The 19,701-nt window shown below is 52.8% G+C and carries 16 protein-coding genes; 10 read left to right on the top strand and 6 right to left on the bottom strand.

Annotated elements, in window-relative coordinates:
- Together B3Z17_RS01390 and B3Z17_RS01385 are read right to left on the bottom strand one after the other, a co-directional pair.
- Positions 1-4,591, bottom strand: a 4,591-nt coding sequence (locus B3Z17_RS01390) for a hypothetical protein (RefSeq protein ID WP_286828252.1), incomplete at its 3' end; no start/stop codon positions are given.
- 574 nt (positions 4,592-5,165) lie between these two features.
- Complete coding sequence (locus B3Z17_RS01385) at positions 5,166-7,325, bottom strand: xanthine dehydrogenase family protein molybdopterin-binding subunit (protein WP_286828251.1); 2,160 nt, start codon at positions 7,323-7,325, stop codon at positions 5,166-5,168.
- Between the two features lie 237 nt (positions 7,326-7,562).
- Here B3Z17_RS01385 and B3Z17_RS01380 point away from each other — a divergent pair, with 237 nt between their 5' ends.
- Complete coding sequence (locus B3Z17_RS01380) at positions 7,563-9,119, top strand: M20/M25/M40 family metallo-hydrolase (protein WP_286828250.1); 1,557 nt, start codon at positions 7,563-7,565, stop codon at positions 9,117-9,119.
- On the top strand, positions 9,116-10,594 hold the full coding sequence (locus B3Z17_RS01375; RefSeq protein WP_286828249.1) for an alpha/beta hydrolase: 1,479 nt from the start codon (positions 9,116-9,118) through the stop codon (positions 10,592-10,594). Before B3Z17_RS01380 ends, B3Z17_RS01375 begins: the two co-directional genes overlap by 4 nt.
- 23 nt (positions 10,595-10,617) lie before the next feature.
- Here B3Z17_RS01375 and B3Z17_RS01370 read toward each other — a convergent pair whose 3' ends face one another.
- Positions 10,618-11,592 carry a GlxA family transcriptional regulator gene (locus B3Z17_RS01370; protein ID WP_286828248.1) on the bottom strand — a complete coding sequence of 325 codons (975 nt, stop codon included), beginning with the start codon at positions 11,590-11,592 and terminating at the stop codon, positions 10,618-10,620.
- Positions 11,593-11,704: 112 nt separating this feature from the next.
- Here B3Z17_RS01370 and B3Z17_RS01365 point away from each other — a divergent pair, with 112 nt between their 5' ends.
- Genes B3Z17_RS01365 through B3Z17_RS01355 form a run of 3 tightly spaced genes read left to right on the top strand, consistent with a single transcriptional unit; the run spans position 11,705 to position 13,177 of the window.
- Positions 11,705-12,016, top strand: coding sequence for a cupin domain-containing protein (locus tag B3Z17_RS01365; protein ID WP_286828247.1), 312 nt, complete (start codon positions 11,705-11,707; stop codon positions 12,014-12,016).
- Complete coding sequence (locus B3Z17_RS01360; protein ID WP_286828246.1) at positions 12,016-12,603, top strand: RBBP9/YdeN family alpha/beta hydrolase; 588 nt, start codon at positions 12,016-12,018, stop codon at positions 12,601-12,603. The genes B3Z17_RS01365 and B3Z17_RS01360 overlap by 1 nt, the downstream gene beginning before the upstream one ends.
- Entirely contained in the window at positions 12,590-13,177 is a 588-nt protein-coding gene (locus B3Z17_RS01355) for a cysteine hydrolase family protein (protein WP_286828245.1), read from the top strand. The genes B3Z17_RS01360 and B3Z17_RS01355 overlap by 14 nt, the downstream gene beginning before the upstream one ends.
- A gap of 69 nt (positions 13,178-13,246) precedes the next feature.
- Here the strand turns inward: B3Z17_RS01355 and B3Z17_RS01350 are convergent, their stop codons facing one another.
- Positions 13,247-14,242: a zinc-binding alcohol dehydrogenase family protein gene (locus tag B3Z17_RS01350; protein ID WP_286828244.1), complete on the bottom strand. Its 996-nt coding sequence runs from the start codon at positions 14,240-14,242 to the stop codon at positions 13,247-13,249.
- A gap of 110 nt (positions 14,243-14,352) precedes the next feature.
- On the opposite strand from B3Z17_RS01350, the gene B3Z17_RS01345 reads away from it, so the two are divergent.
- Complete coding sequence (locus tag B3Z17_RS01345; RefSeq protein ID WP_068305205.1) at positions 14,353-14,727, top strand: winged helix-turn-helix transcriptional regulator; 375 nt, start codon at positions 14,353-14,355, stop codon at positions 14,725-14,727.
- Positions 14,728-14,737: 10 nt separating this feature from the next.
- Here B3Z17_RS01345 and B3Z17_RS01340 read toward each other — a convergent pair whose 3' ends face one another.
- Positions 14,738-15,307: a TetR/AcrR family transcriptional regulator gene (locus B3Z17_RS01340; RefSeq protein ID WP_286828243.1), complete on the bottom strand. Its 570-nt coding sequence runs from the start codon at positions 15,305-15,307 to the stop codon at positions 14,738-14,740.
- Between the two features lie 125 nt (positions 15,308-15,432).
- Here B3Z17_RS01340 and B3Z17_RS01335 point away from each other — a divergent pair, with 125 nt between their 5' ends.
- Both B3Z17_RS01335 and B3Z17_RS01330 read left to right on the top strand, forming a co-directional pair.
- A complete protein-coding gene (locus B3Z17_RS01335; RefSeq protein WP_286828242.1) occupies positions 15,433-16,212 on the top strand; it encodes an MBL fold metallo-hydrolase in 780 nt (259 codons plus the stop codon).
- A 218-nt stretch (positions 16,213-16,430) separates the two neighbouring features.
- Positions 16,431-16,634 (top strand): hypothetical protein, encoded by a 204-nt coding sequence (locus tag B3Z17_RS01330; RefSeq protein ID WP_286828241.1) that lies wholly within the window; start codon positions 16,431-16,433, stop codon positions 16,632-16,634.
- A gap of 502 nt (positions 16,635-17,136) precedes the next feature.
- On the opposite strand, the gene B3Z17_RS01325 is transcribed toward B3Z17_RS01330, so the two are convergent.
- Positions 17,137-17,769, bottom strand: a complete 633-nt coding sequence (locus B3Z17_RS01325) for a CGNR zinc finger domain-containing protein (protein ID WP_286828255.1) — start codon at positions 17,767-17,769, stop codon at positions 17,137-17,139.
- A 98-nt stretch (positions 17,770-17,867) separates the two neighbouring features.
- Here B3Z17_RS01325 and B3Z17_RS01320 point away from each other — a divergent pair, with 98 nt between their 5' ends.
- Together B3Z17_RS01320 and B3Z17_RS01315 are read left to right on the top strand one after the other, a co-directional pair.
- A complete protein-coding gene (locus B3Z17_RS01320) occupies positions 17,868-18,794 on the top strand; it encodes a DMT family transporter (protein ID WP_286828240.1) in 927 nt (308 codons plus the stop codon).
- A gap of 9 nt (positions 18,795-18,803) precedes the next feature.
- On the top strand, positions 18,804-19,691 hold the full coding sequence (locus B3Z17_RS01315; RefSeq protein WP_286828239.1) for an arginase family protein: 888 nt from the start codon (positions 18,804-18,806) through the stop codon (positions 19,689-19,691).
- Positions 19,692-19,701: the final 10 nt, after the last annotated feature.

Here is a 19,701-nt window from a genome sequence, read left to right as displayed (position 1 = left end):
CAATCTCGCCGTCTGCGTTCAGTTCCGCACTCATCCGCGACTGGTCGCCGGCCACAAGCTCATTGACCAGGAAGGCGTCACCAACTGGCAAACCGTCGACGCCCATGCGCTGGCCATACACATTGATTGCCGTCCCGTCCGTATCGGACTGCTCCCAGAACACCACATAGCCGTCATCCGGAAGCATCACCAGCGACAGGTCACGGTTCGAAAGCGCACCGGTATGAAGAACAATGTCAGGCGTGGTCGGAGCGCCTGAGGCATCAAAGTGACGCGCCTGAATACCCACATCGACCTCGTACCAGGCAGCAACAAAACCGCCGTCGGACAAGGCACCCGTCAATACATTCGATTCCTGCCCCGTCTTGACCGCCGCAATCGAGAAGGTACCGACAGCCACAGAACCGTCCGCATTCACAATCTGGGCGTAGGAATCCGTGCTGGTGGTGGAGCTGCCACTCCAGTCATGCCAGGTATACAGAACCCGGCCGTCCGACAGTTCCGTCGCACTCGGGCGGCCCGAATGCTGGCTGAACTGGGTCGTCGCGCCAACATTGTTGCCGTCGGCATCATAAATCTGGGCATAGGAATAATGATAGCTGGTCAGAATGCTCCAGCTCAGCACATATCCCCCATCCGACAAGGCCGTCACATCCGTGTAATAGGCACCGCCGCTGCTTCCAATCTCCGCAGCATCACCGATAGCCTGGACCGATGTGCCATCATACTGGAACTCGCGCACATTGACCCGTGCCGTGCCATCAAGCCCGGCATCCGTCCAGCTGATCACAAGGTTGCCATCCGCAAGCACCGCGACCGAGACATTCGCCTGATCCTCAAGGATCCGGTCGCTTACCTGGAACTCATAGCCCGCAGGCTGGCCATCCGCGCCATACAATTGACCATATACACCCCAGCCGTCACCGTCCTGGCCGTCAGACTGCCACACAATCACATGGCCACCCGCGAGCGTTGGATGATCAGCTGCAAAGGTCGCCACTCCCGGTTCCGTTTGGTCAAGCGCAACCTCGGTGTTGATCTGATGGTCAACTGCAGGATCGTCAACCGAAGGTGGTGGCGTCTGTGGTTCCGGTTCCGGCACCGGCGAGATCGCATCAATATCCAGCACACGCGCTTCGATGTCATAACCGTTGCCATCGCCGCTGTCGGACTGCCAGGTCACGACAATCTCGCCGTCTGCGTTCAGAGCCAGGTCGATATTCGACTGCGTACCTGCAGTTTGATCGTGAACGATAAATTCATCCCCGATCTTGATTCCCTGTGCATCAATACGCTGTCCATAAAGATTGCCATCTCCACCTTCCCAGGCAACCAGGAAAGTACTGTCACCGAGCCCAAGAACCTCTGGCTGGAGCTCCCATTTGCCTGCAATCGTTCCGCTGGAGATGGTAAACTGCGGTGTCGTGGCTGATCCAGCGGCATCAAAGAAGCGCCCCTGAATGTAGCCATCCTGGGTATGCCAAACACTGATGAACCCGCCATCATCTGTCGCAGCAGCAACGGCTGAATAATCATTGGCACTATTGCTGACATTGAATACCAGTGAGCTGCTTACAGCATTGCCACTGGCATCAAAGATTCTGCCCATGGCGTCGTGATCACCGCTGGAAGCCCCAGGAGGCAGACCAATCCAAGTGTAAAGAATATTCCCGTTTGAAAGCTCCGTCACCGACGGGAAAATATTATGTTTCGTTCCTGAAACCTGGATAAGACCGCTGATCGACGTACCGTCAGAACCAATGATCTGAGAATAAGTCTCGTATATCGATCCACCTGAATTATCATACCAGGAAACAACATATGCACCGCCGGACAGTGCAGCCACATCTGTTTGGACATAAGATGTCGAGGTCGCGCTTGTATCCAGTGTAAGCTCATTACCCACCGTGGACAGGCTCGTGCCATCCCAGTCAAACTTCTGGGCGACCACCTTGTTGTTGTCCATCCATGTCACCACAAAGGTGCCGTCATCCAGGGTTGCGACCGCCGCAAAGGCTTGATCGCCCAGTGCACCGCTGCTGACCTTAAACTCAAAGCCGACAGGCTGGCCCGTACCGTCATAAAGCTGGCCGTAGACACCTTCGCCGTCGCCGTCCTGACCATCCGATTGCCAGACAATCACATGACCGCCCGCAAGGGTGGCATGCGTGGCGTCAAACGTCGCAACGGACGGCTCCGTCTGGTCAAGCGCAACTTCTGTGTTGATCTGGTGATCCGTGCCGGGATCCGCAACCGGCGGAGGAGTTGGCGCTGGAACAGGCGAGATCACGTCCATATCCAGGATGCGTGCTTCGATGTCATAACCGTTGCCGTCACCGCTGTCGGACTGCCAGGTCACAACAACCTCGCCGTCTGCGTTCAGGGCAGCATCAATGTCAGCTTGCGTACCGGTTGTGCCCGCATGCACGACAAAGGCATCCCCAATGGAACCACCCTGAGCATCAAACCGCTGACCGTAGACATTCACATCATTGCCGACATCCGTTGTCTGCCAGAAGACAACGAAAGTGTCGTCCGCAAGCACAACCACATCGCCAGACTGCGTCATGTTGGTACCGCCCGATGTCCCATTCCCTGCGGAAACCTGGATTTCAGCTGTGGTCGCGATACCATTGGCATCAAAAAGACGCATGACCATGCCTTTGTGATCAACCGTCGTGCCATCCCATGCGTTCCAGACAACAACGAAACCACCATCGCTGAAACTATCTGCGGCAGACGCAGATTGGCGGTCACCACTGGCATTGTGCAGGATGAAGGAGCTCACAGATTCGACGCCGCTGGCATCAAAAATGCGGCCATGGACATTATCACGGCTACCGCTGGTGGACCAATCCGTCCAGGTCACCAAAACCCTACCATCAGAGAGCTCTGCAAGAGCCGGCAGAGCCTTGCCTGTCGAAGCATCCAGGGACTGGCTGACTGAATTCACCAGATTGCTGTTGGTGTCATAGAAATTGGTTCGCAGCACACCTGCACTATCAAACCAGGAGATTACGTGACCTCCAGCGTCAAGTGCTTCAACATCAAAGGGCGCCGGCCAACCGGCCGCGTAGTTTGCCGCCGAGGCATCCAAGGTCTGTTCGGCCCCAACAACGTCAAGGCCGCTTCCATTCCAACTGAATTCCTGAGTGTGAACGCTGAGCGTTCCATCTGAGGCTTCGCTATACCAGGCAACTAGGAAATTACCATTCGCCAGGACATCGACCTGTGCATGTTTCTGATCACCGGCCGCATTTGCATTCACCTGGAATTCAAAACCGACAGGCTGGCCCGCGCTATCATAAAGCTGGCCATAAATCCCGCCCTGATCACCGTCCTGACCGTCAGACTGCCACACAATCACATGACCGCCCGCAAGGGTGGCGTGCGTGGCCTCAAACGTCGCAACAGATGGCTCCGTCTGGTCAAGCACAACTTCTGTGTTGATCTGGTGGTCGGCAGCCGGGTCCGCTACAGATGGCGGAGGGGTTGGCGAATCGAATTCCAGCACCTTGGTGACGACATCATAATCACCACTTTCGTTGGACTGCCAGCTGACGACGACCTTGCCATCCGCCATGGTCGAGATTTCGGGGACCACCTGCAGGCCGGCTGGGGCATCCGAGATCAAGAATTCGCTATCAATCTTTTGGCCACTAAAGTCTATTAGCTGGCCATAGATGCTCTGATTGCCGGCATCCCCATCATCCCAGACAACCAAAATCTTGCCGTCGCTAACGACTGCAGCAGCCACTTCTGCGTTGGCAAAGACACTGCCATCAGAGATTTCGAAGAAGGATGCATTCGAATCCACCTGACCATCTGCCAGGACCACACGACCGTTAACGGGCCCGCCGTAGGTGTACCAGATTTCCATGAACTCACCGTCCGGCAATTCCACGATCTGCAGACCATTCTGGGTTCCAGAATAGCTGGAATTGGTTTTCACCGGCGTGGAAGTACCGGTCGAGTTATAGGAATAGGCGTAAACGTTGTCACCATAAGGCACCCAACGGAAACCCACTACAACGTCGCCATCAGTCATCTGGGTCACATCGGTGATCAGAAGCGAGCTTTCCGGCCACGGCTGGAATGAGCCGCCTGACGTTGAGGTGTCAGTTTCATCAAAAAATTCTATCCAGCCGCGCTTACCTGCACCGGTACCAGCCTGCCAGGCAATCACAAAGCCGCCATCATCTTTTGCTTCAATCTGGGTCAAGCCGAAGGTGCTGGTGCCTGCGACATCTGTCGCAATCTTGGTGCCATCCGCGGTCAGGTTCGTACCATCAAAATCATATCGCTGGACAAATACGCCATCGTCCGCTGCCCAGGAAACAACGAATGATCCGTCATCATAAGCCGCAATAGAGACCCCTACCTGAGCCCCAGATCCTGCTGCATCAATCGCCACCGCTGACGTGAGCGCATTGCCTTCAGCATCGAATATCCGAACATAGGCCTTGCCGGTGTTGTCATCCTGCCACGCCACGGCATATGCTGTGGAAGATAAGCCCGCTACTGCTGAATAAAGCTGATCACCAGTAAGGTTGGCATTAACTACCACTTCAGGCGTACTAGAATAAGTCATCGACACACTCCCGTCACAATATAATAGGGCCGCCTCCAAACAAGAGTGGACGCCTATAAAATTCGGATTTATGAATCCCCAAATCACACCTTTAAATAGAAAGGCACGAGATTGACGGATAGCGGGCCATTGTTATTGTGTCAAATACAATTTCATAAAATTCCTGGAATATCATGCGAGATGCATATCCACTTCAATGCCAGGAAGATGCGCATCCTAAAAGAACTGCTTCTCGCGAGTTTGGGGCGTTCTTGCGATATGGCGTCAATGTCCGCTTCCCCTCCCCCTAGCAGAGATGCAAGTTCCCCAAAATCCGAAAACGACATTAATTTTGTCCAGAAATTCCTGGACACATTTAGTGTCTCTTTTCACGCATAAGATAAAGGGCTGACAGAGGCGACTATGTAGCAGCGATGTCGCACCCACATTATCTAGTATGTTCGTTGGACAGAACTAGAGGCACAGGACAGCCACTGTCCCGCGACACTAATTTTGTTACTTTTCGACATTAGACTCAAAAGTCGCCCAACTGCGCAAGTAGACCCGAAAAAGATAGCCTTCGCCCTAAAACGCTCTAGCCATGCACTGTCAGATCAACAGGCAGCCGCCTGACACGCGTACCTGTCGCCCTGTATAGCGCATTCAGAACGGCGGGCTGTATTACACCTTGCAGGCGCTCTCCCATCCCCATCGGGGTTTCCTGGCTATCAACCAACTCAACGACCACCTCCGGCTCCTGGCCTATTCGAGCAATCCCGTAATCATGAAAATTCGACTGTTCGACCGCACCGCCCCTAACAGTGATTGCGTCATGAAACAACATGGACAGAGCAAACACGGCAGCACCTTCCGCCTGCTGCCGAACCCCATCAAGGTTCACGATAACACCGTTATCCAACACCAGTGAGATCTTGGTAACGCTGAGAGAGCCATCCTCCCCTTTTTGCACTTCTGCAAGGCAGGCATGGTAGAAGTTGATGTCACCGCTTTCTTCTGCACCGTACGCAAAACCCACTGAAACACCTCGCTGTTCAGCCTTCTTTAACAACTCACCCAACCGTCTCAGCACATAGCGCGCACGTTCCGATGCTCCAATATTCTTCTTTCGAAACTCAATCTGGTCTTCTCCCAATTGCTCACACAATTCGTCCAGAAACATTTCTTTCGCTGTCGACGTGTAGCCGTGGGATATGCCGCGCAGAATACCAATCGGCATTGGCCTGTCTTCCAGGGTGCCGTGCACCTTATAGTTAGGCACCCGATAGGGTGCAGGTTCCGCACCCGCCCACACAATACCGTCCCCACCTTCCTTATTCCGATACATGGGATTGGAATTGAATTTGATTGCAGACATCGCGGCCAATCTGCTGTCCCAGGATACAATATGTCCCCTTTCATCCACCGAAGCAGCGATCCTGTTGACCGCTAGCGTACGGTAATAATCATGCTGAATATCGTCTTCCCTTGTCCAGATCACCTGAACCGGCCTACCGATAGCTTGCGATATTTCTACAGCTTCGATCACAAAGTCTTCTTGGGCCCGCCGGCCAAAACCGCCCCCCATCAAGGTTGTGTTGAGGGTGATTGCGCTTTCTGGCCAACCAAAATGCTTGGAAACAAAATGAACAGTGGTTCCCGGACTTTGGGTCGGCGCCCAAATTTCACACCCGTCGCCCTTTACATGGGCCGTACAGTTCATCGGCTCCATCGTCATATGGGCTACAAAGGGAAACTCGAATGTTGCCTCAAGTATTTTATCGGCGTCGCCCAATACCTCGTCGACGTTTTGCCCCTCCGATAAAAAAATAGTCTCAGGGTTATCCAAATGACCATAAAACCTGCTTACAATTGAGCGGCTGTCTTCGCCTGCGAAAGAGCCTTCATCCCACTCAATTTCAATCAAGTCCCTCGCCTTTTTTGCTGCCCAAAAACTATCAGCTACAACAGCCAAACCGCTACTTACCAGCACTGCCCCAATAAACCCTTTCACGGTTTTGGAATTCTTAAGCGAATATGATCGCAAACGCCCGCCGAATACCGGACACCGCGCGACTACCGCTGTAGCCATGCCAGGAACACGCACATCAATGCCGTAGATCGCTTTTCCTGTAACTTTTGCCTTTGCATCCAAGCGGGGAAAACTCTTACCAATCAGCCTAAACTCTTCGGGCTGACGAAGAGGCAAGTCTATTTCTGATAGGGCCAGGCCTGTTGTGTATGCTGCCGCCTCGCCAAAGGTCATTGAGCGGCCGTCGATGTCGCAAAAAATTTTCCCCTCTTTTGTCCGAAGTGTTGCAACCGGCACCTTCCAAGCCTTGGCGGCCCCCTCCAGCAGCAAAAGCCTCAAGCGAGCGCCCGCCTGCCGATGAAAGTACCAGCCTTCGAAAGAGCTAATTGACGCCGTAGTTCGCTGTGGCCCGAAGCGCTCTTCACACGCATAGGCCTGCTTAACCTCATCAATCTGGTGCCAAGCGGCATCAAGCTCTTCAAGAAAATATTGTGCCAAAAGGTTCGTTACACCCTGGCCCATTTCAGAGCGGCTTACATAAAAAGTGATGCTGTTATCCGGGTGCAGATCGCATAGCGAATACATAGCCATTTTGGGAAGATCCGGTGTTTCGGCCCTCAACGGAATTGACGCTCCAGAAATAGAGAGTGCAAGAACCCCAGCGCTTGAAAGACCCACTTTAAGAAAAGACCGACGGGACACGGTAGGGCTGCTGCGGGCTTTCATGCTCTCTCTCCGGGATGCATTGAACATCCATGGTTTGTAGCCGAAAGCAACCTATCTTGCAGGTGAACAATGTTGATAATAACCATGCATGAAATTCATGGTCACCCGCCAGCTGGCTGGCTTTCGATTGTGCGGTGCTGGGCGTATTAATTCTGCTCATAGTTAACATCAACACTACAAATTTGAACTTTGCTGAATTCTCCTCAATTTTCTTGGAAACCATTGAGGAGACTGTAAATGCGTGCGCTCGTTAACCTGGTGGCACCCCTGATAATCGCCAGCAGTGTCCTTGCAGAGGATCTGCCGCCCCCCGAGACAGATGCGATCACACGCCATCCGATAGCAGACATCGCCTCAGAGGCCGCATTGAGTTCCGCCCCACTATTGAGAGGGTTGCTCAGCCTGCCCAATGACGCCCATTTTCCCGACCAAATCGAGAAAAACATACTGTGGTTAACGCTGCAGTTTAAGAAACGGGGTTTCGACGTTCGCCGCGTTGAAACAGAAGGCCTCCCACTACTTCTGGCAAGCAAACATGTTGATCCTGACGCGCAAACCACACTGATTTACCTTCAGGCAGATGGCCAGCCCACCGACCCAGAGAAATGGGACCAGGCATCACCTTTTACTCCTGTTTTCAAAGCGCCAACACCAGATGGCTGGGAAAAGAAGCCTTGGCCTTCAGCGGCGTCAGGCCCCCTACCAGACGCAGACTGGCGCGTTTTTGCCCGCTCCGCATCCGACGCAAAGGGCCCGATTGTCATGCTGATCGCAGCCCTGGATGCGATGGAACAACAGGGATTAAGGCCCACCACCAACCTGAAGCTTGTCATGGATTTCGAGGAAGAGCTGGGCTCACCAAACCTTCCACTGGCGGTAGATCAAAATCGGGATCTGTTCGACGCCGACCTGTTACTTATCTTCGATGGACCTCGGCACCTCAGCAATCAACCGACATTGTTTTTCGGCGCCCGGGGCATTGCCAGGATTACGCTAAAATCCTTCGGCGCGAAGGCACCGCAACATAGCGGAACGTTCGGGAACTACGCCCCGAACCCAGCTCAAGACATGGCAATCTTGCTGGCTTCCATGAAGGACCAACATGGCCGCGTCCTTATTGGCGGCTTTCAGGATGGTATTGTAATCAGTGACACCGAAATGAAGGCCCTCAGGGAGGTGCCAGACAACGAACAGGCCATGTTGGAACACCTGGGCGTCAAGTCACCGGAACGCGTCGCGTCGACTTACCAGGAAGCCATGCAGTATCCGTCGTTAACACTTCTCGGGATCGAGAGCGGCTGGACAGGCAAGCAGACAAGGACAATCGTTCCCGCCACTGCAACTGCTGAACTGGACATACGGCTTGTACCAGAGAAAGACCCAGAGGCGCTCATCCACCTCCTGCGGGAACACATTCAGGCCCAAGGGTTTCACATCATAGCCGGCAGCGTTCCTACCGAGAATGAACGCAAAACCTATGACCGGCTGATTGCCTTTGAACACAGAATATCCTACGGCGCCTTTCGCACAGCGTTAGATTCAAAGGCCGCCATCTGGGCCATACGTGCCATGACAAAAGCGTTTGGCCACGCGCCGGTTCAAATCCGGATTGTTGGTGGTTCGATCCCGATATCACCGTTTGTCAATGCCCTGGATATTCCGGCAATCGGCGTTCCAACGGTTTATCTGGAAAACAACCAGCACAGTCCGAATGAAAACCTCCGATGGGGCAATTATGTTGAGGGCATTCAGACCTTCTTTTCCCTACTGACAGAAGAGAGCGACCCCAGATGACCTCCATAACCACCAAACTAGCCAATTGCTCTGTAGGCATCGCCTTCCTGGCTTTGGGAGGAACAACATCTCCCGCATCCGCAAACGACAGGGGACCATATCTGGAGCAATGTCAGGTCGAAGGCATCAGTGGGCATGTCGATTGCGGTTCCATTGAGGTACCGGAAAATTGGCAGGACCCAGACGGTCGCAATATCTCCCTAAATATTGTCGTTTCCCGTGCGACTGAAGTCGGTGCAAAACTCGCCGACCCTCTGGTGTTCGTAGCTGGCGGTCCGGGTATAGATGTTACCTCCTCCGCAGCGTGGCGAAGCCAAAGCTGGGCCAAAATCCGTACGACGCGGGATCTGGTCTTCATTGATGCGCGCGGCACCGGCGGCAAGAAAGCATTGAAATGTGACTATCCTGGCCCACCCGAAGCCTACGCCACCATTATCGGGAAAATCTGGTCTGCCGACCGCTTCAGGCACTGCCTCCATCATCTTGGTGCCAACCATGACCTGTCCCAATACACGACGATCAATATCGCTACTGATCTTGCGTATGCCGTGAAGCTGTTAGGGTACAGGAACGCCAACTTTGTGGGGTCCTCGTACGGCTCCCGCGTCGTTATGGAACTGATGAGCCATCGCCCGGACCTCGTCCGCACAGGCATTACGGTTGGCATGGCTATTCCAAGAAAAAACGGAATCAATGATCTTGGGAAGCAATTCAAGGATGCGCTCGAAGCCCGCGTCCGACAGTGCAATCAAACACCAGCCTGCAATCAGGTCTACCCCACCTTTTACGAAGACTTCACAAAGATTGTCCGCCGGCTGGACGAAGGGCCAATTGAGGTGGAATTAGAAAACCAGGCTTTGGGAGGCACCGAGAAAATCTCCCTATCGAAGGGCTCTTTTCTTCATATCGTTCGCAACCTGCTTTATGACGCCAGGCGGTCAGCCCATATCCCCAAACTCATACAAGAAGTTGCCATGGGCAGGAACAATGGCCTTCTAGCCGACTTCGCGCAGCGTTTCGAACCTGGGCAGGCCAAGATGCTCGCTGATGCCATGTGGGCCACCATTCAATGCAGCGAGGATTTCAAGGGAACCGACCTTGACCATGTACAAAAGTCTAGTGTCACGAACTTCTATGGCCTGGACCGCGTAACCAACATAGCCAAACTGTGTGGCTTTTGGCCTCAGGCGCCCCACCCGGAAGCGCACTCGGAATATGCCGCATCGGCCCACCCCTTATTGATTTTCAACGGCTCTGCAGACCCTGCCACTCCTCTATCATGGGCTACAGATCTTGCATCCCAGCGCTCGAACACCTTTGTTACGGTTGTACCTGGTGGCAGTCATGGGCTTGGTTTTGTCTGGGATAACTGCTTAGTGCCATATGCGGACACATTCTTAACGACACAGGATGACAGCGGCCTCCGGGACGCGCAGGCATGTATCGCAAGAACACCGATGCCGGAGTTCAAGTAATGAACAGTGCCTTTGTGGGAATGCTACCCGACAGGGAGGAGGTGCGAAGGAGAAATACCTGAGTAGCGGCGAAAACATACCGCCATGTGATCCGCAGAACTAAAGCCACAAAACCGGGCGACTTCCTTGACGCTTTTGCCACCCTGCTCAAGCAGTGCTGTAGCCGTCTCCATTCGAATTTGTGAAACCATGAAGGCTGGTGACAGGCCAGTTTCAGCCTTGAACCACCTGTAAAAGCTTCTGCGAGACATAGCCATATGATCGGCCAATTCTTCAACAGAAAGGTCTCGACGCAGGTTTTGTCTTATCCAGGCCAATAACGCAGCGACCTTTGGGCCACTGGCTTGAGCGGCCAGAAGCATGCTGAGCTGGCGCTGACTACCTGAGCGCCGGTACGGAACCACAAGTTCCTTTGCAACCGAAAATGCTATTTCATCTCCGTACCAGCGAGCAACAAAGTCAAGCGCCAAATCTATCCCGCTAGCCACCCCCGCGGACGTTGCGATGTGTTCTGTCACTGAAAACAACTTGTCCGGATCAACCGTTAACGCGGGATATCTTGCTTCCAATCTCAATGCTGCCTGCCAGTGAGTGGTCACCAGAAGGCCATCCAGAAGCCCGCTTGGAGCCAGCAGGAATGTACCATTGCAAATGGAAACGATAAAGGTACCCGTTTTATGGAGCGCCCATAGCTTTTCGGCCAGCGCTTTGCTCTTTTCAACCTTCTCAAGGCTGGCGATATCCCCACCGGACAGGATAAGAACATCAAGGTCAACTTCCGGTGATACAAGGCTGCCATCTACACTAACCGTCATGCCATTGGAGGCCACAACAGATTTTCCATCCAGTGAAAAGTACGACAGCTGGCATTTTTTCTCCGATGAATGCTGCCGTGAAAGCCTTCGGGCAGTAGCATCTGCCACGCTAAACACGTCTGCGGGCCCCGTGACATCCAGGGACTGAAAGCCATCGAATACCAGAAAACCGATTTTTCGCACTGCCCGCTCCTTGGTTGGCACAAAATAACGTATATGCGGCACCAGAACTCTTGCCACAGAAACTATAATCCCTTCCGTAAATTGTCAAAGATACCCGGAAAGGACTACGCTAATGGAAATTACAACGGCTAAAACCTTCACCGCCCCCCGCCCTTGGGGCAACAAGGAAGTGGCACGATTTGGCGACATAGGTGTTCGCATCCACTGGACAGATCAACCCTATATCTGGCACGAAAATGACGGCGACGAAGTCTTTGTCGTCCTCGATGGTGCCGTAACGATGCAAGTTCGCATGGATGGCACCGAAAAGAATATCGAAATGCTACCAGGAGACATCCTTTCCATCAAAGAAGGCGAAGAGCATCGCGCAATTCCCACGCCCGAAGCCCGCATTCTCGTCATTGAAAAAATGGACAGCGTGTGATGACGGCCCGCGTTATACTCTCACCATGCTGGACCGGCACACGCGAATGGGGATGGTACCCCTGGCTGTCTCGAGAGCTCACTCAAAATGGCGTGCCTTTTGGTTTTGCCGATATGCCCAACCCCGATCTCCCGGATGTCGATACCTGGTCATCTGCACTCCTGGACCGCATTGATCACACCGCAATTCAAGAGACTATCTTGGTTGGGCATAGCCTGGGATGCATAAACATTCTGAACGCAATTGCTCAGCTCCCCCCCAATAAACCACATTTCAAAGCCGTGGTGTTCATTGCGCCTTTCACCCACCCCCTGGGTGTTACCGCAGTGGACACTTTTTTCACATTGTCAGTTGCTGCCAACCTGTCGAAACTGCCAGCAAGATACACGTGGGTTATAGCCTCCGACAACGACCCATACATTCCTGATACCTGGGCCAATCTGGAGCGCCTCAACAAGGGATCAAAGGCAAACACTCTGGTACTGCACGGCAGGGCCCATTTCTCGGCTGCTTCCGGTTGCACCGAATTGCCCGAACTATCGACTCTTATCCAGTCGATCCTGGAGTGTGACGATGAATATATCTAAGAACACGGCGCTACTCTTGATCGATTGGCAGCAAGGCTTTGACAAAACCACCCATTGGGGAACCGAGCGAAACAATCCTCATGCTGAGGAGCGGGCCCAGATGCTCCTCTCCTTTTGGCGCGCAACAAAAAAGCCAATCTTCCACATTATTCATGACAGCCTGGAATCAGACAGCCCCTTGAAAGTGGGCAGACCGGGGGGCCGTTTCAAAAGCGGCCTGGAACCCTTTGTCGGCGAGTGCGTCATCAAGAAAAACGTCAACAGCGGTTTTATCGGAACGCAATTGGAGAGATCCCTGAACAAACTTGGAATCAAGCAATTGGTCATTAGTGGTCTCACAAGCAATCACTGCGTCTCGACCACAACGAGAATGGCTGGCAATTTGGGATATGAAGTCCTTGTCGCTGAGGATGCCTGTGCGTGTTTTGACCGCGTATCCGCCTCGGGCACCCACTATCCTGCACAGCTCGTACATGACGTCAGCTTGGCCAACTTAGATCGCGAATTCTGCACCGTACTTCCGAGCATAAAAATTATTGAAGCACCGTTTCATAGAACCGCTTCTATGGAATAGAATCATCCCTGCCAATAACAAGACAGGGATGATATAGAGGCTGCCAAGAAGGCCCTATACCGCTCCCGGCTATGCTTCTATAACCAGCTTGCCAATCATACTGCCGCTTTCCAAGACTTCATGGGCTTTGGTAAAGGCCCCTGCTGAAAAGCCTTCTAGTTTCCTGGCCATGGTTCCCTGCATTTCCCCGTCATCAACCAGGCAGGCAATTTCACTCAAGATTTCTTTTTGGCGTGCCATATCAGCTGTTTGGTAGGTGGAGCGCGTAAACATGAACTCCCAGGCGATAGCGGCACTCTTATGCATGAATAGCTGGATATCGTGCTTTACTTTAGCGCTGGCCAGGAAGCACACAGCCCCTTGCGGTTTCACAAGGTTGGCCGCTATGTCGAAATAGGCGTCTGTGTCGTGACAGCATAAGATATAGTCGAACTGATCAGGCGGAAGAGAACCGACGTCACTATAGGATACGACAGAAGTTGCACCCAAAGCTTTGCACCAGGCCTGGCTCTCTGGCCGGGAAGCTGTCGCAGATACTTCCAGCCCAAGACGCTTCGCCAACTGGATCGCAATTGAGCCAACCCCGCCAGCACCATTAATGATCAGGAATTTCTTGCCCTTGTTATCATCAGTGCGCTCACTTACTCTCAATCGGTCATAGAGCGCTTCCCATGCAGTAAGGCTTGTCAACGGCATCGCTGCAGCTTCTGCAAAGTCCATTGCTTCAGGCTTCAGAGACACAATCCTGGCATCAACTGCATGAAACTCCGCATTGCACCCTGGCCGACGAATGTCACCTGCGTACCAGACCTTATCACCCACCTGAAAATCGGTGACACTGGCACCCACCTTTTCAACGACACCCGAACAATCCCAACCAATAACAGAGAATACGCCATCGTCGGCCTTGCCGCCCCTCACCTTCACATCCACCGGATTTACCGAAACGGCTTTCACCTTGACCAGCAAGTCATGGTCGCCAGGCTCTGGCACCGGCCGTTCTTGCTCAAGGAAACACTGAGGATCTGTGACAGGCAATCCTCGATCAAACCCAAATACACGCATACCAGCGCTCCTAAAATTAATGCAGCCCTTGACATATGCCCTTAGGAACAAAATTTAAAGTATGCACATTTTTGGTTTATACTATCACTTTGTATACTAAGGAGGCATTGGTGCGAGCAAAAATTGGACAGAGAAATGACCATACCTTCTGCGGCGTCGAAGCCACCCTTGAAGTGATTGGAGGCAAATGGAAGGGTGTAATTCTGTATCACCTCGTCCCTGAAACCCTCCGATTTGGAGAACTCGGGAAGCTCATGCCAAAGATCACTCAACGCATGCTAACCCGCCAACTGAGAGAGCTGGAAGGGGACGGTTTGGTCCACCGAAAGGTATACCCTGTTGTGCCGCCACGGGTAGAATATAGCCTGACAGAAAGAGGCCGAACCCTGGCCCCGCTCATTATGCAGCTTAAAAACTGGGGTGACGCCTACCTGAGCAAAGAACAGCCTGGCACAGGGTTCGACACAGAAACCCCTGGGGATTAGGTTAGGCGCACTAGCCCTGCCCCTTCGCAACAGCACGAACCCATTGAATGACCAGCGCCAGCATCTGTTCATCAGAATTACACGCCTGATTTAGAGATGCCCATGTCGGAAACGCAAGCAGGTGAGCAACCGTCACCTGAAGCTCGGGCGTGACATGTTCTGCGACAGCCAAAATGTCCTTGCTAACGTCTGCCAAGAATCCTTCGAACCCCTCCAGAGCATTTGCAAGTGGCGGTACGTCATCCTTGTCTCTGTATGTCTGATGCCACATTGGCGCCGTACGCCCGTAATAGGCATACAGTGAAGAAAGCGCTGCCTCGCAGCGACTGATCAGGTCGTCATAGCCCATCCATTCCTCAGCGCTGGGCCTGGGGTTCTGGTCGGTCCACCGAGAAGTGCACGCCTTCAGCTGAGCCTCTTCATCTGGGAAGTACTTGTAAACGGTTAGACGCTGGACACCTGCCTCTTCAGCAATTGCTGTCACAGTTGTGGCCTTCGGGCCCACGCGTTCATGAAGCGCAATGATTGCATCCACAATTCGCCCTTTGGTCTCCTCCTGAGCCTGAGCCCGACGGGTCATCTGATATTTTCGCTTGGACATTAAATGAACACCACTGTTTAATAAATTATTGACTCGACTAATCTGGACAGTATATCACATTAAATGATCAAATGTGTTCATTTAAATAAACAGGCGAGTTTGTGATGAGTACCCACAATCAACCTAGCACCCCCCATACCGAACCGACGATGGCGCCCCCTTTTCATGTGGCAGCCGACATCATCTGTTTACCGTCTTGGTTACCTGTACCTGGCGCAGGCATGCTACCTGTTAATTCCTTTCTTCTTCTGGGAAAAGAGCCGATATTGGTGGACACTGGCCTTTCCGCGCTCAAAGACCAATTCCTGAAGGCCCTGGATAGCATTCTTCCGCCGGAGCAACTCCGCTGGATATGGATCTCTCACACAGATGCTGATCACATTGGAAACCTCACCTCTGTCTTGGCACGGGCCCCAAAAGCCGAGGTTGTCACAAATTTCCTTGGCATGGGAAAAATGAATATGCTTGGCTGTGCTCCCGAACACTTTCATATGCTGGAGATCGGACAATCCCTTGAAACTCAGGACCGAGCCCTAACCGCCGTTCGCCCACTCTATTACGATGCGCCAGAAACCATGGGGTTCTCCGACGCCAAGAACAAAACCTTGTTCGCCGCAGATGCCTTTGGCGCACTGCTGTCACAACAATATATGCAAGCGGAAGACATCCCTGCAGTTGACCTGCGAACTGGCCTCATGCAGTGGGCACAGATAGACGCGCCCTGGTTAAGCATGTTGGATGATGACAAATTTTCTCGGGCCGTTGAAAACGTTAAATCGGAAGCCCATCAGATTGTATTGTCCGGCCACCTCCCCCCACAACAGTCAGGCCTTGCAGACCTCCCAGCTCTTGTAAAGGAGGCGCAAGAGCACCCACACAACTAACCCTAACAATAAGCCTCCGAAAAGTCGGCACGCCCAGCCCCTAACAGGCGTGCCGACATCCCTCGCAGACAATTGAGACCGCCCCCAACAAACTCGCCCCATTGGGACCGCAAGGTTACCCTACACAGGCCCAAGCAAAACGCACCCATTTGCGAGCTTCACGCCAGACACTACTGGGAGTTTTTGTGCGCGTTTAGTTCGATCAAGGAGTTAATCCAATGACCCGCGATTTCTCCCTGCTGGAGCAGGCAAAAGTATACTCATTTGACTATCTTTCGTCCCTTGCTAACCGAAGGGTCTTCCCAAGCATAGATAGCCTTGAAGCGATGGAGAAACTGGACGCGCCATTGCCGGAAAGCCCGCATCAGAACAAGAAGTGCTGCGTCGCCTGCATCAGTACGGCAGCTCAGCCACAACTGTGACCGCTGGTGGGCGCTTTTTTGGTCTCGTGGTGGGAGGGGCGCTCCCGATAAGCCTGAGGCTGGCACATTCTCTATGCTGAAGCGTGGCCGCGTCATCGGACTTGAAGTCGTCGTAGGCTTCCAGCAATTGCCGGCCTTAAGCCGGAGCCTGCTTCGCTGCGCTGCAACCCAGGCCTTCCCAGCCCTCCAAAGCGCAGATGAAGGCATCATCCTTCCCACAACCCCTTCGTGTGGATGATGACCCGCGGCCCGGCTGCCTACTCGCAGCTGGGCCGCTCCCTTGCCAGGCACTGCGACGTCCACTCGCATGACAACAGCAGCTACATTACCGAACGAATACACTGAAAAGCACGGAGATAGCTTGCAAGCATTATCCAAGCACAACTTAGGAACATGATAAGGAGACGCGGAAGAACTTGTTCAATCAGTAATTTTGAAAAACACAGCTTATCTCAGCTGCATCGCGGAACACACACAATGAAACGAAACCCATCAAATGCGATCAGGATTTCGCGCGAAACCGCTTTACCTTGGCCCTGTTTCCGCAAACTGTCATATCGCACCAACGGCGGTTTTTTTGACGGCTATAGTCCAAGAACATCCAGGCGCACTGGTGCCCCTGGCATTGGCGAACTCGGCTAACACGCTCAGGATCCAAAAGAATACTTTCTGCATCTTGCACAATTTTCCATAACACTGATCGCAAGGAGGGGCTTGCCCCGCCGAATGTCAAAACGAACGCACCATCTCTAAATTCAATGGCGCTATTTTCACAGGTTTCTTTCCTCCAGCGGTTGAAAGCTTCCATCATATCCGGTGAAACCTTTCGCCCGCTGACAACACAAGAGAACAAATGAAACAGATCTTCTCTCAGGCATTTGGCGTCCGAAAGAAGCAAGTCTGAACCTTCTCCTGACACCTTAACAGCTGCCTCGACTTGCTGAGCCGATAGAGCCCCAGCTTGAACAGCCCACTGAGCCAGTCGCGAAATATCAGAGATAAGTTCCCTTTCCCGCCCTTCGCGCTCATCAAGCGTGTTGACAAAGTCTAACGCCATAGAGCCGCCCGTTAACTCAAAAAAATATTCGTTTCCAATAGCTTGCCCGCCAAATCGGGTGTCAGGAGAAAAATTCATCACAGTAACCTCTTTAAATATGTTTGCAGGTTACCATGTTTTCATGTAACTGTCAAAATGACTAATAACGGTTACAATCTTGTTAGGAGTATAACGCCATGCGGTACCCAGCACTTATTCTCGCTCTTATCTCGATAATCTGGGGACTAACTTGGGTTTCGATCAAACTTGGCGCACATTCCGTCCCTCCGCTCTTTTTTGCAGGGACACGCTTTGTGGTTGCTGGAGTGATTCTGGCTGTAATTTTTTATCCGCGTCTGCAGTGGGCATCATTGTGCAGGGCCGCACTCAAGCTGTCAGTTGTTTCCATATTCCTGATTTCCTTTTGCTACGGTCCTCTTTACTGGGGCATGGCCCAAACATCGTCAGGTCTTGCGGCAGTCATCAACCTATCGTTGGTCCCCATCGGACTGCTGTTGTTTGGCGTTTTAGGAAAACAGGAACAGCTGACGGTCCCAAATATCGCTGGCGTGGTTATAGGCACTGCAGGCCTGATAATTATGTTCCTTCCGGAACTTCAGAATGGGCAAACCGCCAATGCTCTTGGCATTTCAGCCATTGTCACAGGCACTCTTTCTGCCTGCCTTGGCGCGGTACTCACCAAACGCTGGCTCAGTGACTTATCAACACAAACAATCAGCACGACAACTTCATTGTTAGGCGGAATTGGTCTCTTGATGTGGTCATTTGCCAGGGAAACCATCGGCGCTCACACGCTTATCGCTCTGGCAGAACCAACAGCTTTAATTAGCTGGCTTTTTCTGGTCGTGGCAGGCTCGCTCATCGCCTTTACCCTGTACATGCACCTTATAAAGGTTTGGGGCGCATTGCGTGCTGGCCTCTATGCATTCATCGCCCCGATTATTGCCCTGGTCGCAGGGAATGTAATGCTCGATGAAACAATGGAGCCTGTCCAATACCTCGGCGCAGCCATAATGTTTGGAGCAGCGGCCCTCATAACCGGCACACGAATGAAACAGGCGGCACCAAAAACAGCCGCCACCTGTACTATCCCCCAACAATAAGGAATTCCAATGAAACCAATAGCATTGATCGGCGCTCCCAGTAGCGCTGGGGCCTATGCTCCCGGACAAGAGAAAACCCCATCCGCTTTCAGGAGAGCCGGCTTGATCAGTCTTCTGCAGTCCGCTGGGCATACATGCCACGACTACGGAGACACTGAACACTTCCGTTGGACGGCAGACCGACAGTCACCAAAGGCAATGAATGTTGACAAGATTCATGCCACGGCCACGCAACTGGCCCCCCTCGTCGCCCGGGCGCACGCAAACAACTGTATCGCGCTGGTCATTGGTGGTGACTGCACAGTTGAACTGGGTGTGGTCGCCGGCGCCCTGCAATCAACCAACGATGTCGGCATGATTTATATCGATTTCGACGCAGATTTAAACACACCTGAAACAACCACCGATGGCGCACTTGACTGGATGGGGGTCGCGCACATGCTTGGCCTTGATGGCACGGTCGAAAAATTGCGAAGCCTGGGACCACATATACCAATGTTAGGTATGGATCAGGTTTGTCTCTTCGGAGCTGGAAATATAAAGCCACACGAACAGGAAGTTATCACTAGCAACAAAATCAAAATGTTCTCAGCAACTGAAGTCACAGATGCCCCAGTAGCGATCGGTAAAGCCGCACGCAACTGGGCTTCAAGGTTTGAAAAACTCGTTGTTCACCTTGATGTCGACATCATTGATTTTGAAGATTTTCCGATTGCCGAGAACGTTCGAAGAAAGCAGGCCCTCCGGCTTGATACTGTCATGACGGCGCTCTCTGCGATCTTGGAGGCCCCAAACCTGACGGCACTGACGGTGTGTGAAATAAACCCAGACCATAGCTCACCAGACGGTCATGACCTTGCAACATTTGGCCGCAAACTCGCTGCGGCTCTCGGCTAACCAGCAATAA

Origin of the sequence: Kordiimonas sp. UBA4487 (genome assembly GCF_002389025.1) — a bacterium.
Lineage (GTDB): Bacteria > Pseudomonadota > Alphaproteobacteria > Sphingomonadales > Kordiimonadaceae > Kordiimonas > Kordiimonas lacus.
The sequence above is the reverse complement of the archived record's forward strand: the minus strand, read 5'-3'. Positions and strand labels throughout refer to the sequence as shown.